An 18,863-nucleotide genomic window follows, 5' to 3' on the forward strand; every position below is an offset into this window, starting at 1 on the left:
CGCACGGTGAGGCTGCTGGGGGCAGGCAAGGAGACGAGGGGTGGGCCCGACATGCCTGCGATAGGCGCCAGCGTCATCCACAACGCCGGCCGCGTCCCTGACCGGATTGCGCTGGTCGTCGGTCGGCAACGGTGGACGTGGGCCGAGATCGATCGCGAAGTCGCCCAGGTCGCGGCTCGCCTGCGCTCGGCGGGGCTGGGCGTGGGTGACCGGTTCGCGATGGTCACCGGAAACACCTCAGCCGCCGTCATCTCCTACTTCGCCGCCGCCCGGCTGGGCGCGATCGTCGTCCCGGTCAACGCCCGGCTGGCCGCTCCGGAAATCACACACATCGTCAATGACGCGGGCGCGACGGTCATTGCTTCCGCTCCCGAGTTGGACAGCGTAGTCGATGCAGCAGTGGCTGATGTGGACCACGAAGTCGTCCGCTTCTCCCTGGACGATGAATACGCCGTCGTGGTGCAACACCCAGCCGTGGCGTGAACGAGCTTTGACCAGCAACAGTTCGCACTGTATCTTTGAGACACATAGCCTCAAAAATGCGATGGCCACATACGCATGCCGCACGCGGTGCCAGCACCCGATGGCCACAATGCTGGCCGGTCTGGAGGCGACAGGCGGGCGGTACGGCCTGCAGACGATGTGCGAGGCGGGCGGTATGCCCAACGCGACCGTCATCGAACGACTCTAGGAAGGAACCGCAGGCCGAATGGATGTCAAGGGGATCACGGCTGTCGTCACCGGCGGCGCTTCGGGACTGGGGCTGTCCACGGTCAAGCGGCTGATCGACAGCGGTGCGAGTGGTGTGGTCATTGCCGACCTGCCGTCCTCGGGCGGCGAGGCCATCGCCAAGGAACTGGGCGACCGGGTGCGTTTCGTCGCAGCCGACGTTCGCAACCCGGACGAGGTGAACGCGGTACTCGATACCGCCGAGACCTACGGCCCCATCCGGGCACTCGTGCACTGCGCGGGCCGTGGCGGTGCGGTGCGGTTGGTGAACAAGGACGGCTCACCAGGCTCGCTGGAAACCTACACCGAGGTCGTCGGCATCAACCTGATCGGCACGTTCAACATGCTCCGGCTGACGGCGACCCGGATGGCACGCAACGAACGCCTCGACGGCGATCGGGGCGTGTGCGTGCTCACCGCGTCGGTGGCCGCCTTCGAGGGGCAGATCGGCCAGATTCCTTACGCATCGGCGAAGGCGGGCGTCGTGGGGATGACCATCGTCGCCGCACGCGACCTCGCGAGCAAGGGCATCAGGGTGTGCACGATCGCGCCCGGCACCTTCGACACACCGCTGCTGAATCGCCTGTCCGACGAGGTGCGCGCCTCGCTGGCGAAGGCCGTGCCGCACCCGAGCAGGCTGGGCCAGCCGGACGAGTACGCGAAGCTGGCCCTGCACATCATCGACAACGGCGTCCTCAACGGGGAAACCATCCGGCTGGACGGCGCGATCAGGATGGCACCGCGGTGAGCGACCTGGTGCGGTTCGACGTCACCGACGGCATCGCGATGATCACTCTGGACCGGCCCCAGGTACGGAACGCCGTGGATCGGGCGACCGCCCAGGCACTCGCCGCGGCACTCGACGAACTGGAGGCCCGCGACGACGTGCGCGTGGGCGTGCTCACCGGCTCCGGCACCGTGTTCAGCGCCGGAATGGACCTCAAGGCGTTCAGCACGACGGGCGAGCGCCCGATCGACGAACGCCGAGGTGGTTTCGGCATCACCGCACTCCCCCCGGACAAACCGATCATCGCGGCCGTAGAGGGGCCGGCCCTCGGCGGCGGATTCGAGATCGCACTGGCCTGTGACCTGATCGTGGCGGGGGCCGGAGCGACCTTCGGCCTGCCCGAAGTCAAGCGGGGATTGGTCGCGGCCGCAGGCGGCGTGCTCCGCCTGCCGCGACGCATACCCCACGCCATCGCGAAGGAGATGGTCCTCACCGGCAATCCGATCACCGCAGCCGAGGCCCAGCGGCTGGGCCTGCTCAGCCGGGTCGTTCCCGACGGAACCGCCGCGGCGGAAGCGTCCTCACTGGCACGGGAGATCGCGGCGAACGCGCCTCTCGCCGTTCGCACGGCGAAGCTGCTGGTGGACCGATCGGTGGACTGGCCATTCGCTGAGGCCTTCGACCGCCAAGGGTCGTACACGGACGCGGTGCGCTCCTCGAAGGACGCGAAGGAGGGCGCCGCAGCGTTCGTGGAAAAGCGCGCCCCGGTGTGGACCGGTTCCTGAAGCCGCCAGAGACGAGGAGACGACAAGATGTTCGAACTGACGGAAGAGCAGCGCGACCTCCGGGAACTGGCCGCGCAGGTAGGCGCGGAGCAGTACGCGCCGCGGGCGCGGGAATGGGATGCTCGACGGGAACACCTGCCTCGGGCAGAACGGCAGCGCCTCGCTCAGCTCGGCCTGCTGGCGCTGACACTGCCCGAGGAGTACGGCGGCGGCGGTCGCCCCCTCATCGATGCCCTGATCATCCTCGAAGAGCTGGCCAAGGCCAGTCCGGTCGCGGCGTGGCCGGTCTTCGAGGCCTCCACCGGTCCCGCCAGGGTGTTGCACATGTTCGGTACCGAGGAGCAGAAAAAGCGCTACCTGCCCGCGGTCGCCGCAGGCGACACGACCATCGCGGTGGCGATCTCGGAACCGGACGCCGGCTCGGCCGCCACCGATGCCACGACCACCGCTCGGATCGAGGGCGACGAGGTCGTCCTCAACGGCACCAAGCGCTGGTGCTCCGGCGCGGGCTTCTCCGAGAAGTACCTCGTCTACGCGCGGTTCGACAACGAGCGCGGGGCAGCCGGGATCGGCGCGGTCCTCGTCGACAAGGACGCTCCCGGACTGGAGTTCGGCCCGCAGGAGGAACTGATGGGCTTTCGCGGGATCGGCTCGGCGGACATGTTCCTGACCAACGTGCGGGTCCCGGTCGACGACATCATCGTGCCCAAGGGCGGCTTTCGGAACCTGTTCACCGCGTTCTCCGTGGAGCGCCTCGGCAACTCCACCATGTCGCTGGCGATCGGCCAGACCGCGCTCGACCGCACCGCCAAGTACGTTCAGGAACGCAAGCAGTTCGGCAAGGAGATCATCGAGTTCCAGGCGATCCAGGGGGCGCTGGCGGACATGGTGGTCCAGGTCGAGGCGGCGCGCCTGCTCATCTACCGGGCCGCATTGAACGCCGGCACCGGCGCGCCCGTGACCGTTGAGGCCTCCATCGCCAAGCGCTTCGCGAACGAGATGGCGAAGAAGGTCTCCGACCTGGCCATCCAATTGCACGGTGGGTACGGCTACTCGGCAGAGTACGAGATCGAACGCCTGCACCGCGACGCCCACGGCTGGGCCCTGGCGGGCGGAACACCCACCATGCAACGGCTGCGTATCGCCTCCGAGTACCTCGGTCGCCGTTTCGACCAGCGTCGCTGAAGGAGATCGCCATGCGTGAGGTGTTCGACGCCGACCATGCGGCGTTCGCGGAGAGCTTCCGCGCGTTCGTCGAGCGAGAGACCCGCGAACCGGACGCCTTCCACCGCGCCGGCAAGGCCGGCCTACTCGGCATGCAGGTGCCCGAACACCACGGCGGCGGGGGCGTGGACGACCCCCGGTTCTGCGCGGTGGCCATCGAGGAACTGGTGCGGGCCGGCCAGGTCGGCTTCGCCCTCGCCTACGCCGACCATGTGGGCGTAGGCCAGACGCTACTGGCCGACCATGCGAGCATCGAACAGCGAGACGACTGGCTCCCGGTGCTCGCCGCCGGCGACACCACCGTCGCCGTTGCGGTGGATCCCGTCACCGGGCAGGCCACAGCCGGGGAGGTCACCTTGCACGGTGTCTGCCGATCAGTGGTCAACGGTGCCCGCGCGGGCGTGGCGCTGATCCCCGTCCACGTGGACGACCGGGGCGTGGCCGTGGCGATCGTCGCCCTGCCCGGCAACGGAATACGGCGCACGGATGTGGACGGGCTCGCCGTGGCCGAGGCCGCGCTGGCGGACCTAGAGTTCGATGGCGTCCGTATCAGCGAGTCCAACCTGATCATCGGGTCGGCACTCCAGCATCTGCGCACCGACATTCACCTGTGGACGGCTGTGATCAGCCTGGCGGGCGCGCACACGGCACTGGACTGGACATGGAGCTATGTCCGCGACCGCAAGGTGTTCGGCCGTCCGGTCGCGAGTTTCGAGAACACCCGGCTGACACTCGGCGGGCTATCGGCGGAGATCACGTCCGCGCAGGCCTACCTCGATCGCTGCCTGCTGCGCCATGGCGCGCACAGGCTGCGACCAGAGGAGGCCGCGGCCGCGAAGCTCGTCGGCACGGAACTGTTCGGCCGCGCCGCAGACCAGGGCCTACAGCTGCACGGCGGCTACGGCTACATGCGCGAGTATCCGATCTCGACGTTGTTCGCCGACGCACGTTTCCTGCGCTGGTACGGCGGATCCAACGAAGATCTGCGCCTCGAGATCACCGGCACGATGGACCAGTGAAACCCGCCTGAACCAGCACAGCGTCGGAGTACTCCCGTGGCGGGCCGAGGGTGTGCTCTTTATAGGCCGAGCCCGTGGCCGACGATGACTTTCATGATTTCGCTGGATCCGCCATAGATGCGGCTGACGCGACCATCCAGATAGGCGCGACCCAGACGGCACTGCCGGGTGTAGGCGGACGGCCCCAGCAGCTGCAAACACCGATCGACCACCCTCCCCTGCAGCTCGGTGCAGTACAGCTTCGCCATGGCGGCGTCGACGGGGGACAATTCGCCGGCCTCCAGCTCAAGCAGGGCGCGGTCGACGAGTGCCTGCCCCGCATGCACCTCTGCGGCGCAGGCCGCCAGCTCGAACTTAGCATGCTGCCCAGGACGCCGCCCGCGCAGCAGCGCCGTCGTGTGCTCAAGCGCGGCGACTGCCGCGGCCTGCGAGTTCGCCGCGATGGACAGCCGCTCCTGGGCGAGGTTGGAGGTCAGGTACTCGAAACCGTGGTTCTCCTCACCGAGGAGGTTATCCACCGGCACCCGCAGGTCGGTGAACGACAGCTCCGCCAGGTCCTGCGCCTTCAGGCCGAGCTTGTCCAGACTGCGGCCGCGGTGAAAGCCGTCGCTGTCGCCGTCCACGACGAGCAGGCTGATCCCGTTTCGCCCCGCCGCCGGATCGGTCTTGACAGCCAGGACGATGAGGTTCGCAGCGGCCCCGTTCGAGATGAACGTCTTCGCACCGTTGACCACGTAATGGTCGCCCTCTCGAACCGCACGGGTGCTCATCGCCTTCAAATCGGATCCGGCGCCTGGTTCGGACAGGCCGAGCGCCGCGACGGCTGAACCGCCGGTCAGGCGCGGGAGCCAGCGCCGCTTTTGCTCAACGGTTGCGTACTCGAGGAAGTACGGCATGCAGATGTCGGTCTGCACCCGAAGGCCGCCGACGGCGAGGAACTCGCGCTGGATCTCCTCGGTGACGACGACGCTGTGGGTGAACGACGAGCCGGGGAGGCCGCCATAGGTTTCGGGAACGCCTATCCCAAGGATCCCGATCTCGCCCGCCCGCTGCCAGAACCGCCGGTCGGGCCGACCGCGCACTTCCCACTCCGGGTAGGCGGGTACGACCTCGTTTCGGATGAAATCGCGCACCTTCGCCCGAAATGCGTCGTGCAACTCGCCGAACACCGTCCTGCGCATCACGACCTCCCTGACCCCCGGAGAGCCGGCTTCTATCTGCGACGCATCGTATCAAATTTCTTTGCCTTACGGAAAGGATCGTTTACCTCCGTGACCGTCTTGCCGGCAAGCCACCAACGAGGCACGCTCGTCCGCCGGATCAGCGGAAATCCATCCAGTGGCCGTGCGGAGTCCAGCCCATCATGAACGGCAGTTCGATGCGGCAGATCGGTCCCTTGGTGATGTCGTAGGTGTCGAAGATCTGAAACTCGCCGCGCTTGTCCGCCCACCACGACACGGGAACGATGACGTAGCCATCTCCCTCGGGAGAGTCCGGGCCGCGGGGCGCGAACGTCGCTTCCAGCACCGCGGCCGGCTGGTCGGACCGGATCTGATACACCTGGTCGGACAGCGTCCGCATGTTCGTGACCACCAGGCTGTTCATCGACATGCCATTGCGCTTCACCACCCCACCGACCTGGTAGCCCCACGTGTAGCCCCGCCCGTAGAACCGCTCGTCGACCTTCGGCAACTCCGAGGGCCGGTCGGAGAGCTGCTCACTCTTGGCCGCTCCCGTCTTCAGGTCGATGGTCCACCGGCCCAGGTTGCTCTTCGCGATGGAGAAGAACAGGGCAATGTCGTCGCCAGCGGCGAAATCCTGCTCGAAGGGGAACGGAGGCCGGTTGAAGATCGGCCCGTCCAGCAGGAGCTTGTCGTCCACGACGTTCGCCGACATGGTGTGCATGATGTACTGCGGCGGCAGGTCGGTCCTGATCCACCGGATCTCGCCATGGACGTCGTCGCGCGGAATGAGCGCGATCACGATCGGCAGCTCCGGCTGCCAATTCCAGATGTTGAGATCCTTCTCTATGCGTTTGCGGTCCAGCGTGAAGGGCTGGAACGGCATCACGATCCACTTCGGCGTCAGCCACACATCGTGGGCGACAGTATTGTACGGGGCGTCCCACAGCTCCCGAGAGTCGACCGATCCGTCCGGGTGCACGATGTGCATCGTGACGTACGGCGCGAAATCACGGTACGTCCAGCCGTAGAGCGTGCCCGTCTCATGGTCCCACTTCGGATGCGCAGTGAACGCCGCGTCGCCGAAGCCGGCCGGCGCGTGCAAGCCTTGCGAGAGCTTGGGCGACCACGGCACGATTCCCTTGGTGTCCAGAGAGATCGGGTCGACCGCGATCGGCGGGCCGCCCTGCTCGCTGGAGGCCACCATCTCACCCTGGAAGGGGAAGATATTGATGTTGGCCGTACCTTGCGGCACACCGCAGTTGAAGCGGTCGCGCTTGACGTCGCCATAAGCCGTGTCGCGCCAATCGCCGAAGCCGCCGTCGGTCCACTCGAACATGCCCCGGCCGTACCGCTCCTCCAGCAGATACTTCGGGGTGCGGATCCAGCGGTTGCGGAAGTCCGCCCGGCCGTCCCGCAGCACCAGGCCCTGGACCATGCCGTCTTGGCCGAGCAGCGGGTTGGTCCCCTGCATGGTCGGCCGCCTCCAGGTCGGGCCTGTGCGGTAGAAGCCGCCGGCGAGGTCCTTCGGGATCTCACCCTCGGTGACGATGCACTCCTCGACGGTTGCCTCGAACCGCATCGGCCGAAAGGGCCCCTTGAGCGCATTCTCCTTCGGAAGCGGATACCCCATTGCGCCCTCCTCATGACATGCAACTCCGCTCGATCGTAGCAGCCGAGCCGCCGGAACATAACGATCGTTTCCATTAGATCCAATCAAGGAGAGGCCTGTGACGATCACGTGTGGTGTCCGCCTCCATTAGTCCAGGCTGCTGACATGGCATGCTGAAGACAGCAGTAGGCCGTCGTCGCGATCGAGCGAACCCAGCGCGATGTTATCGATCGTTCCGCCCCGACAGGATGTCTTCACGGCCGACGACAGCGAGCTGACGCCGGCGACGCCATCCGTGCTGAAAGGCTCCTTGCGGCGCTGTCCGCCGCCGCCCCGCGGTCGATCTCCTTCCGGGACCGCCCAAGCGGGCGTGCGCTCATAGCGGACCTTTGGCTGCCATTCTTCGCCTTCGTCCTCGAAACCCCGATGAGCCGGACAGCCGCAGGTTGATCGCCGAAGGCCGCCTTGACAACACGAGGGCCGGGACCCTACATATTGAGAGAGACAGACTCAATATTTTGCGAAGACGCCCCGGTTCTGCCCAGACCTCGATCGGTGGAGCGGTTGGCGACCGGGAGGAGACGGGTGGGCGGATACCGTTTCATCGAGTACGAGACTCTCGACGATGGGCACATCGCACGGATCGTGTTGAATCGTCCCCGTACTCGCAACGCGCAGAACCGCGGGCTGCTGGTGGAGCTGGATGACGCCTTCGGTCGTGCGGAACGCGACGACAACGTGCGGGTCGTGATCCTCAAGGGGAACGGGCCGGCCTTCTCTGCCGGGCACGACCTCGGCTCCCGTGAAGCGCTGGCCGAGCGCAAGCCAGGACCGGACAGGCATGAGACCTACACGTGCAACGGCGCCACCGCCGGTCCCATCGAGAGCCGGCACCGCCAGGAGTACCACTACTACTTCGACAACACGCGGCGCTGGCGAAACCTACGCAAGATAACTATCGCGCAGGTCCACGGCAGCGTCCTTTCGGCGGCCCTGATGCTCGCCTGGTGCTGCGATCTGATCGTGGCCGCGGAAGGCACGACATTCGCCGACGTCGTCGGGACCCGACTTGGCATGTGCGGCGTCGAGTACTTCGGCCATCCCTGGGAGTTCGGCCCGCGCAAGGCCAAGGAGCTGCTGCTCACCGGCGACTCTCTGGACGCTGAGGAGGCGTACCGGCTCGGCATGGTCAGCAAGGTGTTCCCGGCCGAGCATCTGGACGACGACACGCTGACGTTCGCGCGGCGGATCGCCGCGTTACCCACCATGACGGCACTGATGATCAAGGAGTCGGTGAACCAGACTGTCGACTCGATGGGCTTTGCCAACGCGCTCGGCGCCTGCTTCACGATCCACCAGCTCAACCACGCCCACTGGACCGCCGAGTCCGGCGGCACGTCGATCGTCGGCACTCCCGAACTCGGCTTGCCGGACTGGCGCAACGCACCGGCGATCCATCCGGCCCGGCGAAGCCAGGCGTGATGGCCGAAACTCCCGGCGGCGCGCTGGACGGTGTGCGCATCCTCGACCTGAGCCGGGTACTCGCCGGACCCCATGCGACGATGCTGCTCGCCGACCTCGGCGCGGACGTCATCAAGGTCGAACGGACCGGGACCGGCGACGACACGAGGACATGGGGTCCACCCTGGTACGAGGGCGAGGCGACCTACTTCCTCGGTACCAACCGTAACAAGAGGTCGGTGACCCTTGATTTCGCCGACGAGGCGGACCTGCGGACCCTTCGGGGCCTGGTGGACGGGTGCGACGTCTTCGTCGAGAACTTCCGCCCAGGAACGCTCGACAAGTACGGCCTCGGCTACTCGCAACTCGCGTCGACCCACGCGGGACTTGTGTACTGCTCGATCACCGGCTTCGGGTCGGGCGGCGGAGCGCACCTGCCCGGCTACGACCTGATCGCCCAGGCCGCCGGCGGGCTGATGAGCATCACCGGCTGGCCCGGGGAGCCGGCCAAGGTCGGCGTCGCGCTCGTCGACGTCATCACGGGCCTGCACGCCGCGATCGGGATCCAGGCGGCCCTGCGGCGCCGGGACGCGACCGGCGAAGGTCAGCTCGTGGAAGTCAACCTGCTCTCGTCGTTGCTCTCGGCCATGTCCAACCAGTCGTCAGCGCACGTGCTGACCGGGGCCGTACCAACAGCCCTGGGCAACGCCCATCCCAGCGTCGCGCCATATCAGCCGTTCGACACGGCGGACCGCCCGCTGGCGGTGGCCGCGACCACAGACCGGCAGTTCCGGATTCTGGTGAGCGCGATCGGCCGGGACGATCTCGCGGACGACACGCGGTTCACGTCCAACTCGTCACGGGTCACCCACCGGACCGAGTTGATCGCCGAGCTCGAGGCGACCTTCGTAACCGAGACCGCCGACCACTGGTTCCAGTTGCTGAGCGCGCGCGGTGTGCCGTGTGGCCCGATCAACGACCTCGGTCAAGCCTTCACCCTCGCGCATGAACTGGGCCTCGACCCGATCGTCCGTCCAGAGGTCGACCACGACGGTCTCCAGGTCGCGCAGGTGCGCAACCCCATCACGCTCTCGCGGACACCCGCTGCGTACCGGCGCGACCCGCCACGCCTGGGCGCGTACTCGGCCGACCTGGGATGGTCGGCCACAGAGTGAGTACCTCAGCGCGCGCCTCCATCGATGAGGTCGACGAGCCGGAACTTCTGGACCCCGACAGGTTGCCGCCGTGGCCGGCGTTGGTGTTGGGTCCGTTGATGATGAAGAAGTTCGGGAAGCCGGGCACCGTGATCGCGGCGCCCGCCTCGTACGCCTCGTCGACACCACTGCCCAGTCGCCCCAGGTGACGATCGTGGATGAATCTAGCCGAGGCCGCCGCGCACTGAGCACCCGAACCTCGAGAAAGGAAAGCAATTGATCACCGACGACTTCTTCTGCCACCCGACGATCGAGCCGCACGCGCACGTGTCGCGGGACGATCGAAGCTGGGCTGAACGCACGTATATTACACTCAGCACCCCGAACCGGTTCGCAATAGACGTCGGCATGTCGATGTACCACAACTGATCGAAGCTCCGCAGGCGTGCGATTCCGCGCTGGTGCGCTTCACCGCCCGCCGACCATTCCAGGGCATGTCAGCCCGTGGCCTGCGCGGCGGGTTGGGCCAGCCCCTCGAGTGCCGCCATGGCCAGATTAGTCAGCAAGGTCTGCAGCTTCGGAGCGCGCTTGCCACCGGGCGGACGGGTGGCGTCCGACATGATGAGTGCGTGCAGCGCCCGGATCGTGGAGAGCAGATCCTCATTGGAGTGCCCGGGATAGCACTTGTCCAGCCCGTCGATCCAGCGGTCGATGTAGCGGCGCTGCCGACGAAGGACGTTGCGCTGGTACGCGGCGGTCAGCGCGTGTTGCTCGCGAGCCCAGATGCCGGCCAGCCGATAATGGCCGACGGCGAACTCGACATGCGCGCGGACCAGGCGGGTCAGTTCCTCGCGGGGGTCGTCCAGCGGCTCTCCGATGCGTAGCAGCAGGGCATCCGTCGCCTGGTCGAAGAGCACCGCGAGGATCTCGTCCTTGCTGTCGAAGTGCCGGTAGATCGCGGAGCCGGTGACACCCGCCTCCTTGCCGATCGCATCGACGCCGACACCGTCGAAGCTGCGCTCGAAGAAGAGCTTCTCGGCCGCCTCCAGGATCCTCTGCTCCCGATTCACCACGTCAGTATACGGACCGATCGTTAACCTCTGCGGTGGCAGATGATCCACTTCACGCACCGCGACGCCCTACCCTTACCGCCCCCGAGTCCGGTTGCCGAACAGGCCCCGTCACTCACCTCACCCCCCGGGCGGTGCTCGCGGGCAGGCGGGAAGCTGGATCCGCTCGACACGACGATCTTCCGGCGACATCGTCGAGGTGAACCTCTTCGGCGCGTGGCACGCCATCGCCGCGGCGGCCCCGGCGATCGTCGAGGGCGGAAACAGCGGATCCATCATCCTGACCAGCTCGACCCGGGGCTGACCGGTTTCGAACCGGCGCGTGAGTGGCCGCCCGCGTGTCTCCGCCTATTCTGGACGGTCGACCTCCACCACGACAGCGCCACCTTGTCCCCCACCTGCGCACATCGCGGCAACTCCGATTCCACCGCCGGTGCGGCGCAACTGGTGCACCAGAGTCGTGAGCATACGCGCGCCGGAAGCCGCGACAGGATGCCCCAAACTGCAGCCGCTGCCGAACTGATTCACGATGGACTCGTCGATGCCCAACTCCTGGCATGCGGCGACCGGAACCGAAGCGAACGCCTCGTTTATCTCCCACAGGCCGACATCGCCCACCGACAGCCCGGCCCGGCCGAGCACCTTCGAGATGGCCTCGATGGCACCGGTGCCTGTCAGTTTCGGTGCGACACCCACCGCCGCACAAGCCCGCACTGAAGCCAAGGCGGTCAGGCCTTTGTCTCGCACGAAGTCTTCGCCGGCTAGGACCAAGGCGGCGGCGGCATCGTTGATCCCCGAGGCATTCCCGGCGGTGATGGAGAACCCGTCAATCTCCGGATGCAAGGGCTTCAGCTGCGCTAACCTCTCAACGCTCGAGTCGCGACGCGGGTGCTCGTCGACGGCGAACTCGATCAGCCGACCATCGGGCGTCGTCACCTCGATGGGCACGATCTCGTCGGCGAACACGCCCTCATCGATCGCGGACCACGCACGCGTGTGTGAACGCGCGGCCCACGCGTCCATACGTTCTCGGCTCAGACCGAACTTCTGCGCGATATTCCATCCCACAGTGAGGGTCACGTCATCGTCCGCGTCCTCAGCATAGGGAAAGGTGGGCGCCATGCCCTCTCGTACCTCGTCCGGCTTGCCAGGAAGCCGCCACGTCAGCGTTGGAGCCAGGGACGACGACTGCACGCCTCCGGCCACGACCGCATCCGCCATGCCCGCCATGATCGTGGCAGCACTGTTGCCGAAGCTTGTGAGGCTGCCGGCGCAATGCCGATTCACGGCCTGGCCCGGGACCGAGATCATTCCCGCCTGGACGGCGGCATAACGGGCGATGTCCCCGCCACCCTGCAGGCTCTCCGCCAGGATCACGTCGTCGATGTCGTTGGGCGCTATTCCCGATCGACGGACCGCTTCCGTCAGGACGTGAGTCGCCAACCTCTCGGGCGATGTTCCCGCAAGGGCCCCTTTGAACGAAGTGCCGATCGCCGTTCGCACCGCGCTTACAATCAACGCCTTTGTCATGAGATCCGCCTGTCGAATGGAGTGGTTACAGATCCGCGGTCCTGCTCAGCAACTCGGCGTGTGGTCACTCAACGTACAGCGCCTCGATCTGACGGGCGTACTTCTGATTGATGATGCGGCGCTTGACCTTCGCCGTCGGCGTCAATTCATCGCTGTCGATCTCCCAGGCGTTTCCCAGGATAATGAATTTCTTGATTTGCTCGTTACTATTGAGTCGAGCGTTGCTCCGGTCGACCGCGCGCTGGATCTCTTCGCGCAACTTGGCGGACGCCATGACCTCGTCGTAGCCGAGGATCCCGAGCTCGGGATCCTGCTTCGCGAACGTGTTGACCGCCTGCGGGTCGAGGGTCATCAGCCCAACGACATAGCGGCGAGCCTCGCCGATGGCGACGAACTGCGCGATCAGTGAGCTCTCCTCGAGGATCGCGGTCTCGATCACCGCCGGAGACATGTTCTTGCCGTGCGAGTTGATGATGATTTCCTTCTTGCGATCGATGATTTTGAGGAAACCGTCGTCATCCAGCTCGCCGATGTCGCCGGTGTGGATCCAGCCGTCTCCGTCCATGACCTCGGCCGTCTTTTCCGGCTCCTTGTAGTAACCCGACATGTTGAGCGGGCCCCGGCACAAGATCTCGCCGTCTTCCGCGAGCTTGAGCTCGACATCGGGCAGCGGCTTGCCCGCCGTGCCGGTTTTGAAGTCGTCGATTCGGTTGAAGACGTTGAGCGACACCTCAGTGGCGCCGTATGCCTCGAGCATCGGGGCACCGACGGCGCGGAAGAAGTGCACGAGCTCGGGTGTCACCGTCGCACCACCAATGATGACCGCGTCGAGCTGGTCGAGTCCGACCTTCTCGAGGATCGGCTTGAGTAGCTTCAAGCCTTCTTCGCGTTCCGCCTTCAGGGGCGCCAAGCCGGCCACCGACCCGGTAAAACCCGCGTCTTCGGCGTGCGCGAAGCGCAGACCAATACTGATGGCCGCCTTCAGCTTCCCGCGCCGTGGCTCGGGTGTGTCCTCGATGATCGCCTCGATCGCTACCTGAAGCTTCTCGAACATGCGTGGGGAGGACAAGAACAGGTCGGGGTGAACATCGACGAGCGCCTTGGGCACGTCGGTCGCATCGGGGCATACTGTCAAAGTCGCCCCGTAGACGAGGGCGTAATGGTGACCGTTGTTGCGGCCACCGGCGTGAGCCATTGGCAAGAATGACAGGATTCCACGGTGCGGCAGCGGGATCGCTTGGCCGACCGAGCGCAGGCCGGACATGATCATCCGGTTCGACCACTGCGCCGCCTTGGGTGGGCCCGTGGTGCCCGACGTGTAGATGATGCACTCGATGTCCTCTGGCTCGATGGCCTGCCAGGCGGCGTCGAAATCGAAGTCGGGTTTGCCGGACCCCTCGACCGCCTCCAGCGTCTTCTCGATGCCCTGCGAGGTGCCGGTTTCGCCATCGACGACGATGATGTTCTCGACGAGATCTCCCAATGAGGCAATCGCTTCCCGCACCTTGGGGAGGAATTTCGTCTCGGTGATGACGAGCTTGGCCTCGGCGTGGCCGACCTGGTAGGCGATCTGCTCAGGCGACGAGGTGTTGAAGATGCCGAACGGGATCGCGCCGAGGTGAGCCACCGCGTAGTCCGTCAGATGGTTCTCGATGAGATTGCGCATCAAGATCGCGGCCTTGTGCCCCTTCCTTACGCCGAGCGCGTCGATGCCGGCGGCGACGGATCGGACTCGCTCGTTCAGATGGGACCAGGTCAGTTCGACACCCCCTCCGATGGTCCGCAGAGCGGCCTTGTCGGGGTACTTCATTACGGTCCGTTGAAACGCTTCCGCCAACGTCGAGGCTTCGATCGGTTCACCGATGCTCGTACCGGGTTCGGTCTCGGCCGTCACGTGCTGTCCAATCACGCTGGGCTCCCTCACTTCGCGCGCCCGGCTCTTATTAGGACTTAGCGTCTTGAAATTATCGAGTCATGTCAAGGTAGGAGCCGACCGTCGGAGTGCGGGCCCGAGCTGCCACTGCTCCGGGTCCCGTTGGAGGGGTTTGCGGCCCGGTTTGACCCTGGTGGCTTATTCGTGATCAGGCGGCGAGGGTGCGTTCCAGCCTGGAGGTGGGGCTGGTCCGAGTTCGGTCGAGGGGGTGCCCGCTCCACCACGCGTCCAGTCTGATCAAGTTCAACGCCACGGCAGAGAAGACGTGGTCAAGGTGGACCTTGCCCAGCCCGCGATACCGAGTTCGGCGGATGCCGGTGACCGCGACGGCTTGACGGATGATCCCCTCGACTCCCGCGCGGAGTTTGTACTTCTGCTGCCATGCTGTGGTGGACTGCTGGACGCGGGCGGCATCCAGTGCCTGCTGAATCTTCTGGTCGCGGATGGTGAGCCGGCGTCCCCGGGTGGTGGCTGTGTGCACGCCGAGCGGACCGGGCAGGGCTGGCAGACCTCACCGGAGAACCTGATTGTCAACGGACATGAGGTTCTGGCTCTGGCACAAATTCCGTGATCTTGTTGCGCGATCATGATGCATGCTCATCGCGGATCTTCTTGGGGCGGTGTTCCCCCATCTGGCCGCTCTGCACATCGTGGACGTGGCGGTGCAGGTAGCCACGGTCCGTGTGGAGGTACAGACCGGCAGCCGAGCGGCATGCTGCCCGGCCTGCGCGACGGTGTCGCGACGGGTCCACAGCCGCTACCAGCGGCGACTGCTCGGTCCCGCGATCGGCGAGCGGGAGACGGTCATCCACCTGCAGGTACGCCGGTTCTTCTGCGACACCTTGTCGTGCGCGAAGAAGACCTTCGCCGAGCAGATCGACGGGCTCACCTGTCGGTACGGCCGCCACAGCATGCCGGCTCGCCACGGGCTCGCAGCCATCGCGCTGGCCGTCGGTGGCCGGGCCGGTGCCCGGTTGAGTGCCCGCTTGACGATCGGTGTCGGCCGGATGACCTTGATCCGCCTGATCCGTGCCCTGCCGGAACCATCGGTGACGACACCGCAGGTGCTGGGTGTGGACGACTTCGCCCTGCGCCGCGGGCACCGCTACGGAACCGTCCTGCTCGACATGGCCACCCACCAGGTGATCGACGTCCTGGTCGACCGCACCGCCGACACCCTCGCGGCCTGGCTGGAGGCCCACCCCGGGATCCAGGTGATCTGCCGGGATCGGGCCGGCTGCTACGCCAACCCTCGGGAATTGCATCAGACGGGCGAGGAGTCGCAGGTCGCCACGTCGTAAGTGGTTCATTCTCGCGCCTGCTGCGGCTGTGGCTCGAGTGTCTGATCAGGTAGTTTGCCAGAGAGATCCCATCTGATGCAAGATATTCCCTTCAGAAGGGATGGTCCGGGGTGGTGCAGCGAGGCAGGGTGGCCTTAGCGGGGTCAGCAGGGCTGGAGTTGGTCTCCGGGGTGACGCTGCTGCGGCCTGAGGAGGCGATGTTCGATGCGATGCTGCGGGGTTGGCGTGCTCAGCAGAAGTCGCGGGGGCTTCGGGATGAGACGGTCGAGGACCGGGAGAAGCTGATCCGTCGCTTCCGTGAGTTCACCGACGAGTTTCCCTGGCGATGGTCGCCTGCGCATATGGACGAGTGGTCGGCGTACTTGACGAGCGAACGGCATCTGGCTCCGTCGACGATCCGGGCGTACCAGGGCGACGTCCGGTTGTTCACCGAGTTCCTCATCGATGCCCGTTACGGCTGGGTAGCGGCTTGCGAAGAGGAGTTCGGCACCTTCCCGGTGGCGATCTGCCACGAGTGGAACACCCGAGTGCACCTCAACGATTACGAGGGCAGCCCGGAGGCCAGGCCGTTCACGCGCGCGGAGCTCCAGCAGTTCCTGGACTACGCCGATGATCAGGTCGAGCGGGCGGTGCGTTCCGGGCGCAAGGGCGCTTTGGCCGCCTACCGAGACGCGACCATCTTCAAGACCATTTACGGGTGGGGACTACGCCGGACCGAGACGTCCAAGCTGGACCTGGTCGACTGGGGACGCAACCCCAAAGCGCCCCAGTTCGGCCGGTATGGCATCCTCGACGTTCGCTACGGCAAGGCGAAGAGAGGGCAGCCGCCGCGGCGCAGGAACGTGTTGTCGGTGATGGACTGGGCGGTGGAGGCGGTCGCTGACTACGTCGAGAACGTCCGGCCCCGGTTCGGTTACCCCGACCATCCGACGCTCTGGCTCACCGAACGCGGCGGGCGGGTGAAGCCCTCGGAGATCAACGCCCGGTTCGTCGCCTACCGAGAGGCGCTGGGCCTGCCGAATGAGCTGACGCCGCACTCCGGACGGCACGCCTGCGTCACGCACCTCACCGAGGACGGGGTGGACCGGCGGTTCATCCAGCAGCAGGTCGGCCACGAATGCGACAGCTCTACCGCGATCTAAACCCACGTCAGCGACGACTTCATGAACGCGGCCCTGACCCGGGCATTGGCACCGGCGTTCGCCGAAGGGCGAGGAGGCGATGGGGAATGAACGGCAAGCTCGACTACCGCTGGCATCTACGCAAGGTGATGGCCGACCGCGGCATGTTCTCCACCACCGACCTTCTCGCGCCGCTGGCCGAACGCGGGGTCACATTGTCGACCAGCCAGGTCTATCGGCTGGTGGTGGAGCGGCCGGAACGGCTCAGCCTGAAGATCCTCATGGCGCTGCTGGACACCCTGGACTGCACGATGGACGACCTCATCGAACCCATCGCGGCCGCCATACCCAGCACGCGTCCCAAGAAGGCCGCTGCCAGCGGAATCACGACCACCGACAGCATCGGTGACCTGCGTCCTAAGCGCGCCCGGATCACCGGGACCACACCGTGACCGGCCGCCCTGAACCTCCGGCTCCGGACGATCCGGTCGATGCTCTACTCGACGTGCTGGCCGGGCTCGAGCCCGCTCTTGCGCGGGAGGCCCTCCTCGCGGCGGTGAATCGGGCCGCGGCCCGGCCCGACGGACATCGCCGTCTGGCCCAGGCCATCGTGAGCCAGCCCGATCTGCTCACGGGCCAGGGCGCTCGCGCCGAGACGCCCAGCGTCCTGCGCCTCATCGACGCTCTCGCAGAGGCCGGCGCCAGGGCCGTGGTCGTGCCGTCATGCCCGCGCTGCGGCAGACGCAAGCAGCTCGGTTCGCCTATCGAGGGAGTACGCCTCTGCCACGGATGCGGGCCCAAAGCCCGGGCAGTGGCCTGCGGCCGCTGCGGCAAGATCAGGCCGACCGCGCGCCGCAACGACAACGGGCAGTCCCTCTGCCAGAACTGCTGGCACCAAGACCCACGAAGCTGGAAACCATGCGTCAGCTGCGGAAACAACCGGCGCGTCGCTGCGGTCACCGAGGCCGGGCCGGTCTGCCAGAGCTGTCGACCCGGCCACGATCTTCCCTGCAGCTTCTGCGGTTCGACCAGCAGCCGGGTCGGTATCTCCCGCGCGATCGGCAAGCCCGTCTGCGAGCGGTGCCGGAAGCGCTGGATCGTGTGCTCGAACTGCGGCACCGGCGCCATCCTCAAGGGCGGCACCCTTGAGGAGCCGCTCTGCGCCCGCTGCCTCAACCCCGATCCGACGTTCTGGAAACGTTGCGCGGTCTGCCAGACGACCTGGCGGCTCTCGACCGCCGAATGCGCGCGCTGCTCTCTGGACCGCAAGCTGACCGAGCTGTTCACCTCGCCCGCTGGTGCCACGCCGCGCGAACTCGATCAGCTCCGCGAGGCCTTGGTCCAGACGGACCGGCCCGACAGCGTGGACACCTGGCTGACCAGGCCCGGAGTAAGCACGACGCTACGCGAACTCGCGAGCGGGCACCGACGGCTCTCCCACGAACTAATCGACACCATGCCGGCCGGCCTCACCCTGAACCACCTGCGGTCGATGCTGGTCACCGCAGGAGCACTCCCAGACCGAGACGAGCGTCTGACCGCCCTCGAGGGGTGGATCGACCAGACCATCGCGGCACGCACCGTCCCTGAGCACCACCGGATCCTGCACGGATACGCCGTCTGGCACCACCTCCGCCGACTCCGCGGCCGCCTCAACAGCCAGCCCGTTTCCCACCAGCAGGCCATGAACGTCCGCCAGCACGTCACCGCCGCCGCGGCCGTCCTGGACTGGCTCGAAGCACGCGAGCTGACCTTGGCGACCTGCACCCAAGCCCACCTCGACCTCTGGCTCACCGATCACACCCAGAGCCACCGGGACCGGTCGGCGAACTTCGTGCGGTGGGCCGTCGTCCACCGGCACGCGTCCCGCCTCACCGCACCCAGCACCCGCTGGCATGCCCCATCCGGACCGCTTGACCAGGGCCGTAGCGGCGGCGGCCCTTGGCCATCGCCGCCGCCGTCCGCACCATCATGACCTGAGGTCGACAGCGGACGGGCGCCGCGCAGCTGCTCCGC

At 66.6% G+C, this 18,863-nt stretch carries 19 protein-coding genes; 13 read left to right on the forward strand and 6 right to left on the reverse strand.

Translation table 11 applies throughout. From position 1 onward, the window contains the following. Positions 1–51: 51 nt before the first annotated feature. The 6 genes from AB0M95_RS29610 (at position 52) to AB0M95_RS29635 (ending at position 4,484) form a co-directional block, all read left to right on the forward strand. Positions 52–483, forward strand: a complete 432-nt coding sequence (locus AB0M95_RS29610) for an AMP-binding protein (RefSeq protein ID WP_363771420.1) — start codon at positions 52–54, stop codon at positions 481–483. 61 nt (positions 484–544) lie between these two features. Further along, positions 545–691, forward strand: coding sequence for a hypothetical protein (locus tag AB0M95_RS29615; RefSeq protein ID WP_363771542.1), 147 nt, complete (start codon positions 545–547; stop codon positions 689–691). 18 nt (positions 692–709) lie between these two features. Beyond that, a complete protein-coding gene (locus tag AB0M95_RS29620) occupies positions 710–1,477 on the forward strand; it encodes an SDR family NAD(P)-dependent oxidoreductase (protein WP_363771423.1) in 768 nt (255 codons plus the stop codon). Beyond that, a complete protein-coding gene (locus AB0M95_RS29625) occupies positions 1,474–2,241 on the forward strand; it encodes a crotonase/enoyl-CoA hydratase family protein (protein ID WP_363771426.1) in 768 nt (255 codons plus the stop codon). The genes AB0M95_RS29620 and AB0M95_RS29625 overlap by 4 nt, the downstream gene beginning before the upstream one ends. 27 nt (positions 2,242–2,268) lie before the next feature. Then, positions 2,269–3,426 carry an acyl-CoA dehydrogenase family protein gene (locus AB0M95_RS29630; protein WP_363771429.1) on the forward strand — a complete coding sequence of 386 codons (1,158 nt, stop codon included), beginning with the start codon at positions 2,269–2,271 and terminating at the stop codon, positions 3,424–3,426. Positions 3,427–3,437: 11 nt separating this feature from the next. Further along, positions 3,438–4,484 carry an acyl-CoA dehydrogenase family protein gene (locus AB0M95_RS29635; RefSeq protein WP_363771432.1) on the forward strand — a complete coding sequence of 349 codons (1,047 nt, stop codon included), beginning with the start codon at positions 3,438–3,440 and terminating at the stop codon, positions 4,482–4,484. Positions 4,485–4,543: 59 nt separating this feature from the next. Here AB0M95_RS29635 and AB0M95_RS29640 read toward each other — a convergent pair whose 3' ends face one another. Both AB0M95_RS29640 and AB0M95_RS29645 read right to left on the reverse strand, forming a co-directional pair. Continuing rightward, positions 4,544–5,665, reverse strand: coding sequence for an acyl-CoA dehydrogenase family protein (locus AB0M95_RS29640; RefSeq protein ID WP_363771435.1), 1,122 nt, complete (start codon positions 5,663–5,665; stop codon positions 4,544–4,546). A gap of 139 nt (positions 5,666–5,804) precedes the next feature. After that, positions 5,805–7,406 (reverse strand): carotenoid oxygenase family protein, encoded by a 1,602-nt coding sequence (locus tag AB0M95_RS29645; RefSeq protein WP_363771438.1) that lies wholly within the window; start codon positions 7,404–7,406, stop codon positions 5,805–5,807. Between the two features lie 456 nt (positions 7,407–7,862). Here AB0M95_RS29645 and AB0M95_RS29650 point away from each other — a divergent pair, with 456 nt between their 5' ends. From AB0M95_RS29650 to AB0M95_RS29660, 3 genes are all read left to right on the forward strand, one after another. Beyond that, positions 7,863–8,759 carry an enoyl-CoA hydratase gene (locus AB0M95_RS29650; protein ID WP_363771441.1) on the forward strand — a complete coding sequence of 299 codons (897 nt, stop codon included), beginning with the start codon at positions 7,863–7,865 and terminating at the stop codon, positions 8,757–8,759. Beyond that, positions 8,759–9,913: a CoA transferase gene (locus AB0M95_RS29655; RefSeq protein WP_363771444.1), complete on the forward strand. Its 1,155-nt coding sequence runs from the start codon at positions 8,759–8,761 to the stop codon at positions 9,911–9,913. Before AB0M95_RS29650 ends, AB0M95_RS29655 begins: the two co-directional genes overlap by 1 nt. 255 nt (positions 9,914–10,168) lie before the next feature. Then, positions 10,169–10,321 carry a hypothetical protein gene (locus tag AB0M95_RS29660; RefSeq protein WP_363771447.1) on the forward strand — a complete coding sequence of 51 codons (153 nt, stop codon included), beginning with the start codon at positions 10,169–10,171 and terminating at the stop codon, positions 10,319–10,321. A 68-nt stretch (positions 10,322–10,389) separates the two neighbouring features. On the opposite strand, the gene AB0M95_RS29665 is transcribed toward AB0M95_RS29660, so the two are convergent. The 4 genes from AB0M95_RS29665 to AB0M95_RS29680 all read right to left on the reverse strand — a co-directional run bounded on the left by AB0M95_RS29665 (position 10,390) and on the right by AB0M95_RS29680 (position 14,906). Next, a complete protein-coding gene (locus AB0M95_RS29665; protein WP_363771450.1) occupies positions 10,390–10,962 on the reverse strand; it encodes a TetR/AcrR family transcriptional regulator in 573 nt (190 codons plus the stop codon). 348 nt (positions 10,963–11,310) lie between these two features. Continuing rightward, positions 11,311–12,492, reverse strand: coding sequence for a thiolase family protein (locus AB0M95_RS29670; protein WP_363771453.1), 1,182 nt, complete (start codon positions 12,490–12,492; stop codon positions 11,311–11,313). A gap of 64 nt (positions 12,493–12,556) precedes the next feature. Then, a complete protein-coding gene (locus AB0M95_RS29675; protein ID WP_363771456.1) occupies positions 12,557–14,401 on the reverse strand; it encodes a long-chain fatty acid--CoA ligase in 1,845 nt (614 codons plus the stop codon). Between the two features lie 172 nt (positions 14,402–14,573). After that, the gene (locus tag AB0M95_RS29680) at positions 14,574–14,906 is read right to left on the reverse strand and encodes a transposase (RefSeq protein ID WP_363771458.1); all 333 of its coding nucleotides are present in this window, start codon (positions 14,904–14,906) and stop codon (positions 14,574–14,576) included. Positions 14,907–15,018: 112 nt separating this feature from the next. Here AB0M95_RS29680 and AB0M95_RS29685 point away from each other — a divergent pair, with 112 nt between their 5' ends. The 4 genes from AB0M95_RS29685 (at position 15,019) to AB0M95_RS29700 (ending at position 18,822) form a co-directional block, all read left to right on the forward strand. Beyond that, a complete protein-coding gene (locus AB0M95_RS29685) occupies positions 15,019–15,726 on the forward strand; it encodes a transposase family protein (RefSeq protein WP_363771461.1) in 708 nt (235 codons plus the stop codon). Positions 15,727–15,836: 110 nt separating this feature from the next. After that, positions 15,837–16,868, forward strand: a complete 1,032-nt coding sequence (locus AB0M95_RS29690) for a tyrosine-type recombinase/integrase (RefSeq protein WP_363771463.1) — start codon at positions 15,837–15,839, stop codon at positions 16,866–16,868. Between the two features lie 86 nt (positions 16,869–16,954). Next, positions 16,955–17,299 (forward strand): helix-turn-helix transcriptional regulator, encoded by a 345-nt coding sequence (locus AB0M95_RS29695; protein ID WP_363771466.1) that lies wholly within the window; start codon positions 16,955–16,957, stop codon positions 17,297–17,299. Further along, complete coding sequence (locus AB0M95_RS29700) at positions 17,296–18,822, forward strand: hypothetical protein (RefSeq protein ID WP_363771469.1); 1,527 nt, start codon at positions 17,296–17,298, stop codon at positions 18,820–18,822. The genes AB0M95_RS29695 and AB0M95_RS29700 overlap by 4 nt, the downstream gene beginning before the upstream one ends. Positions 18,823–18,863 lie beyond the last annotated feature (41 nt).

The organism is Sphaerisporangium sp. NPDC051017, assembly GCF_040683095.1.
Taxonomy (GTDB): domain Bacteria; phylum Actinomycetota; class Actinomycetes; order Streptosporangiales; family Streptosporangiaceae; genus Sphaerisporangium.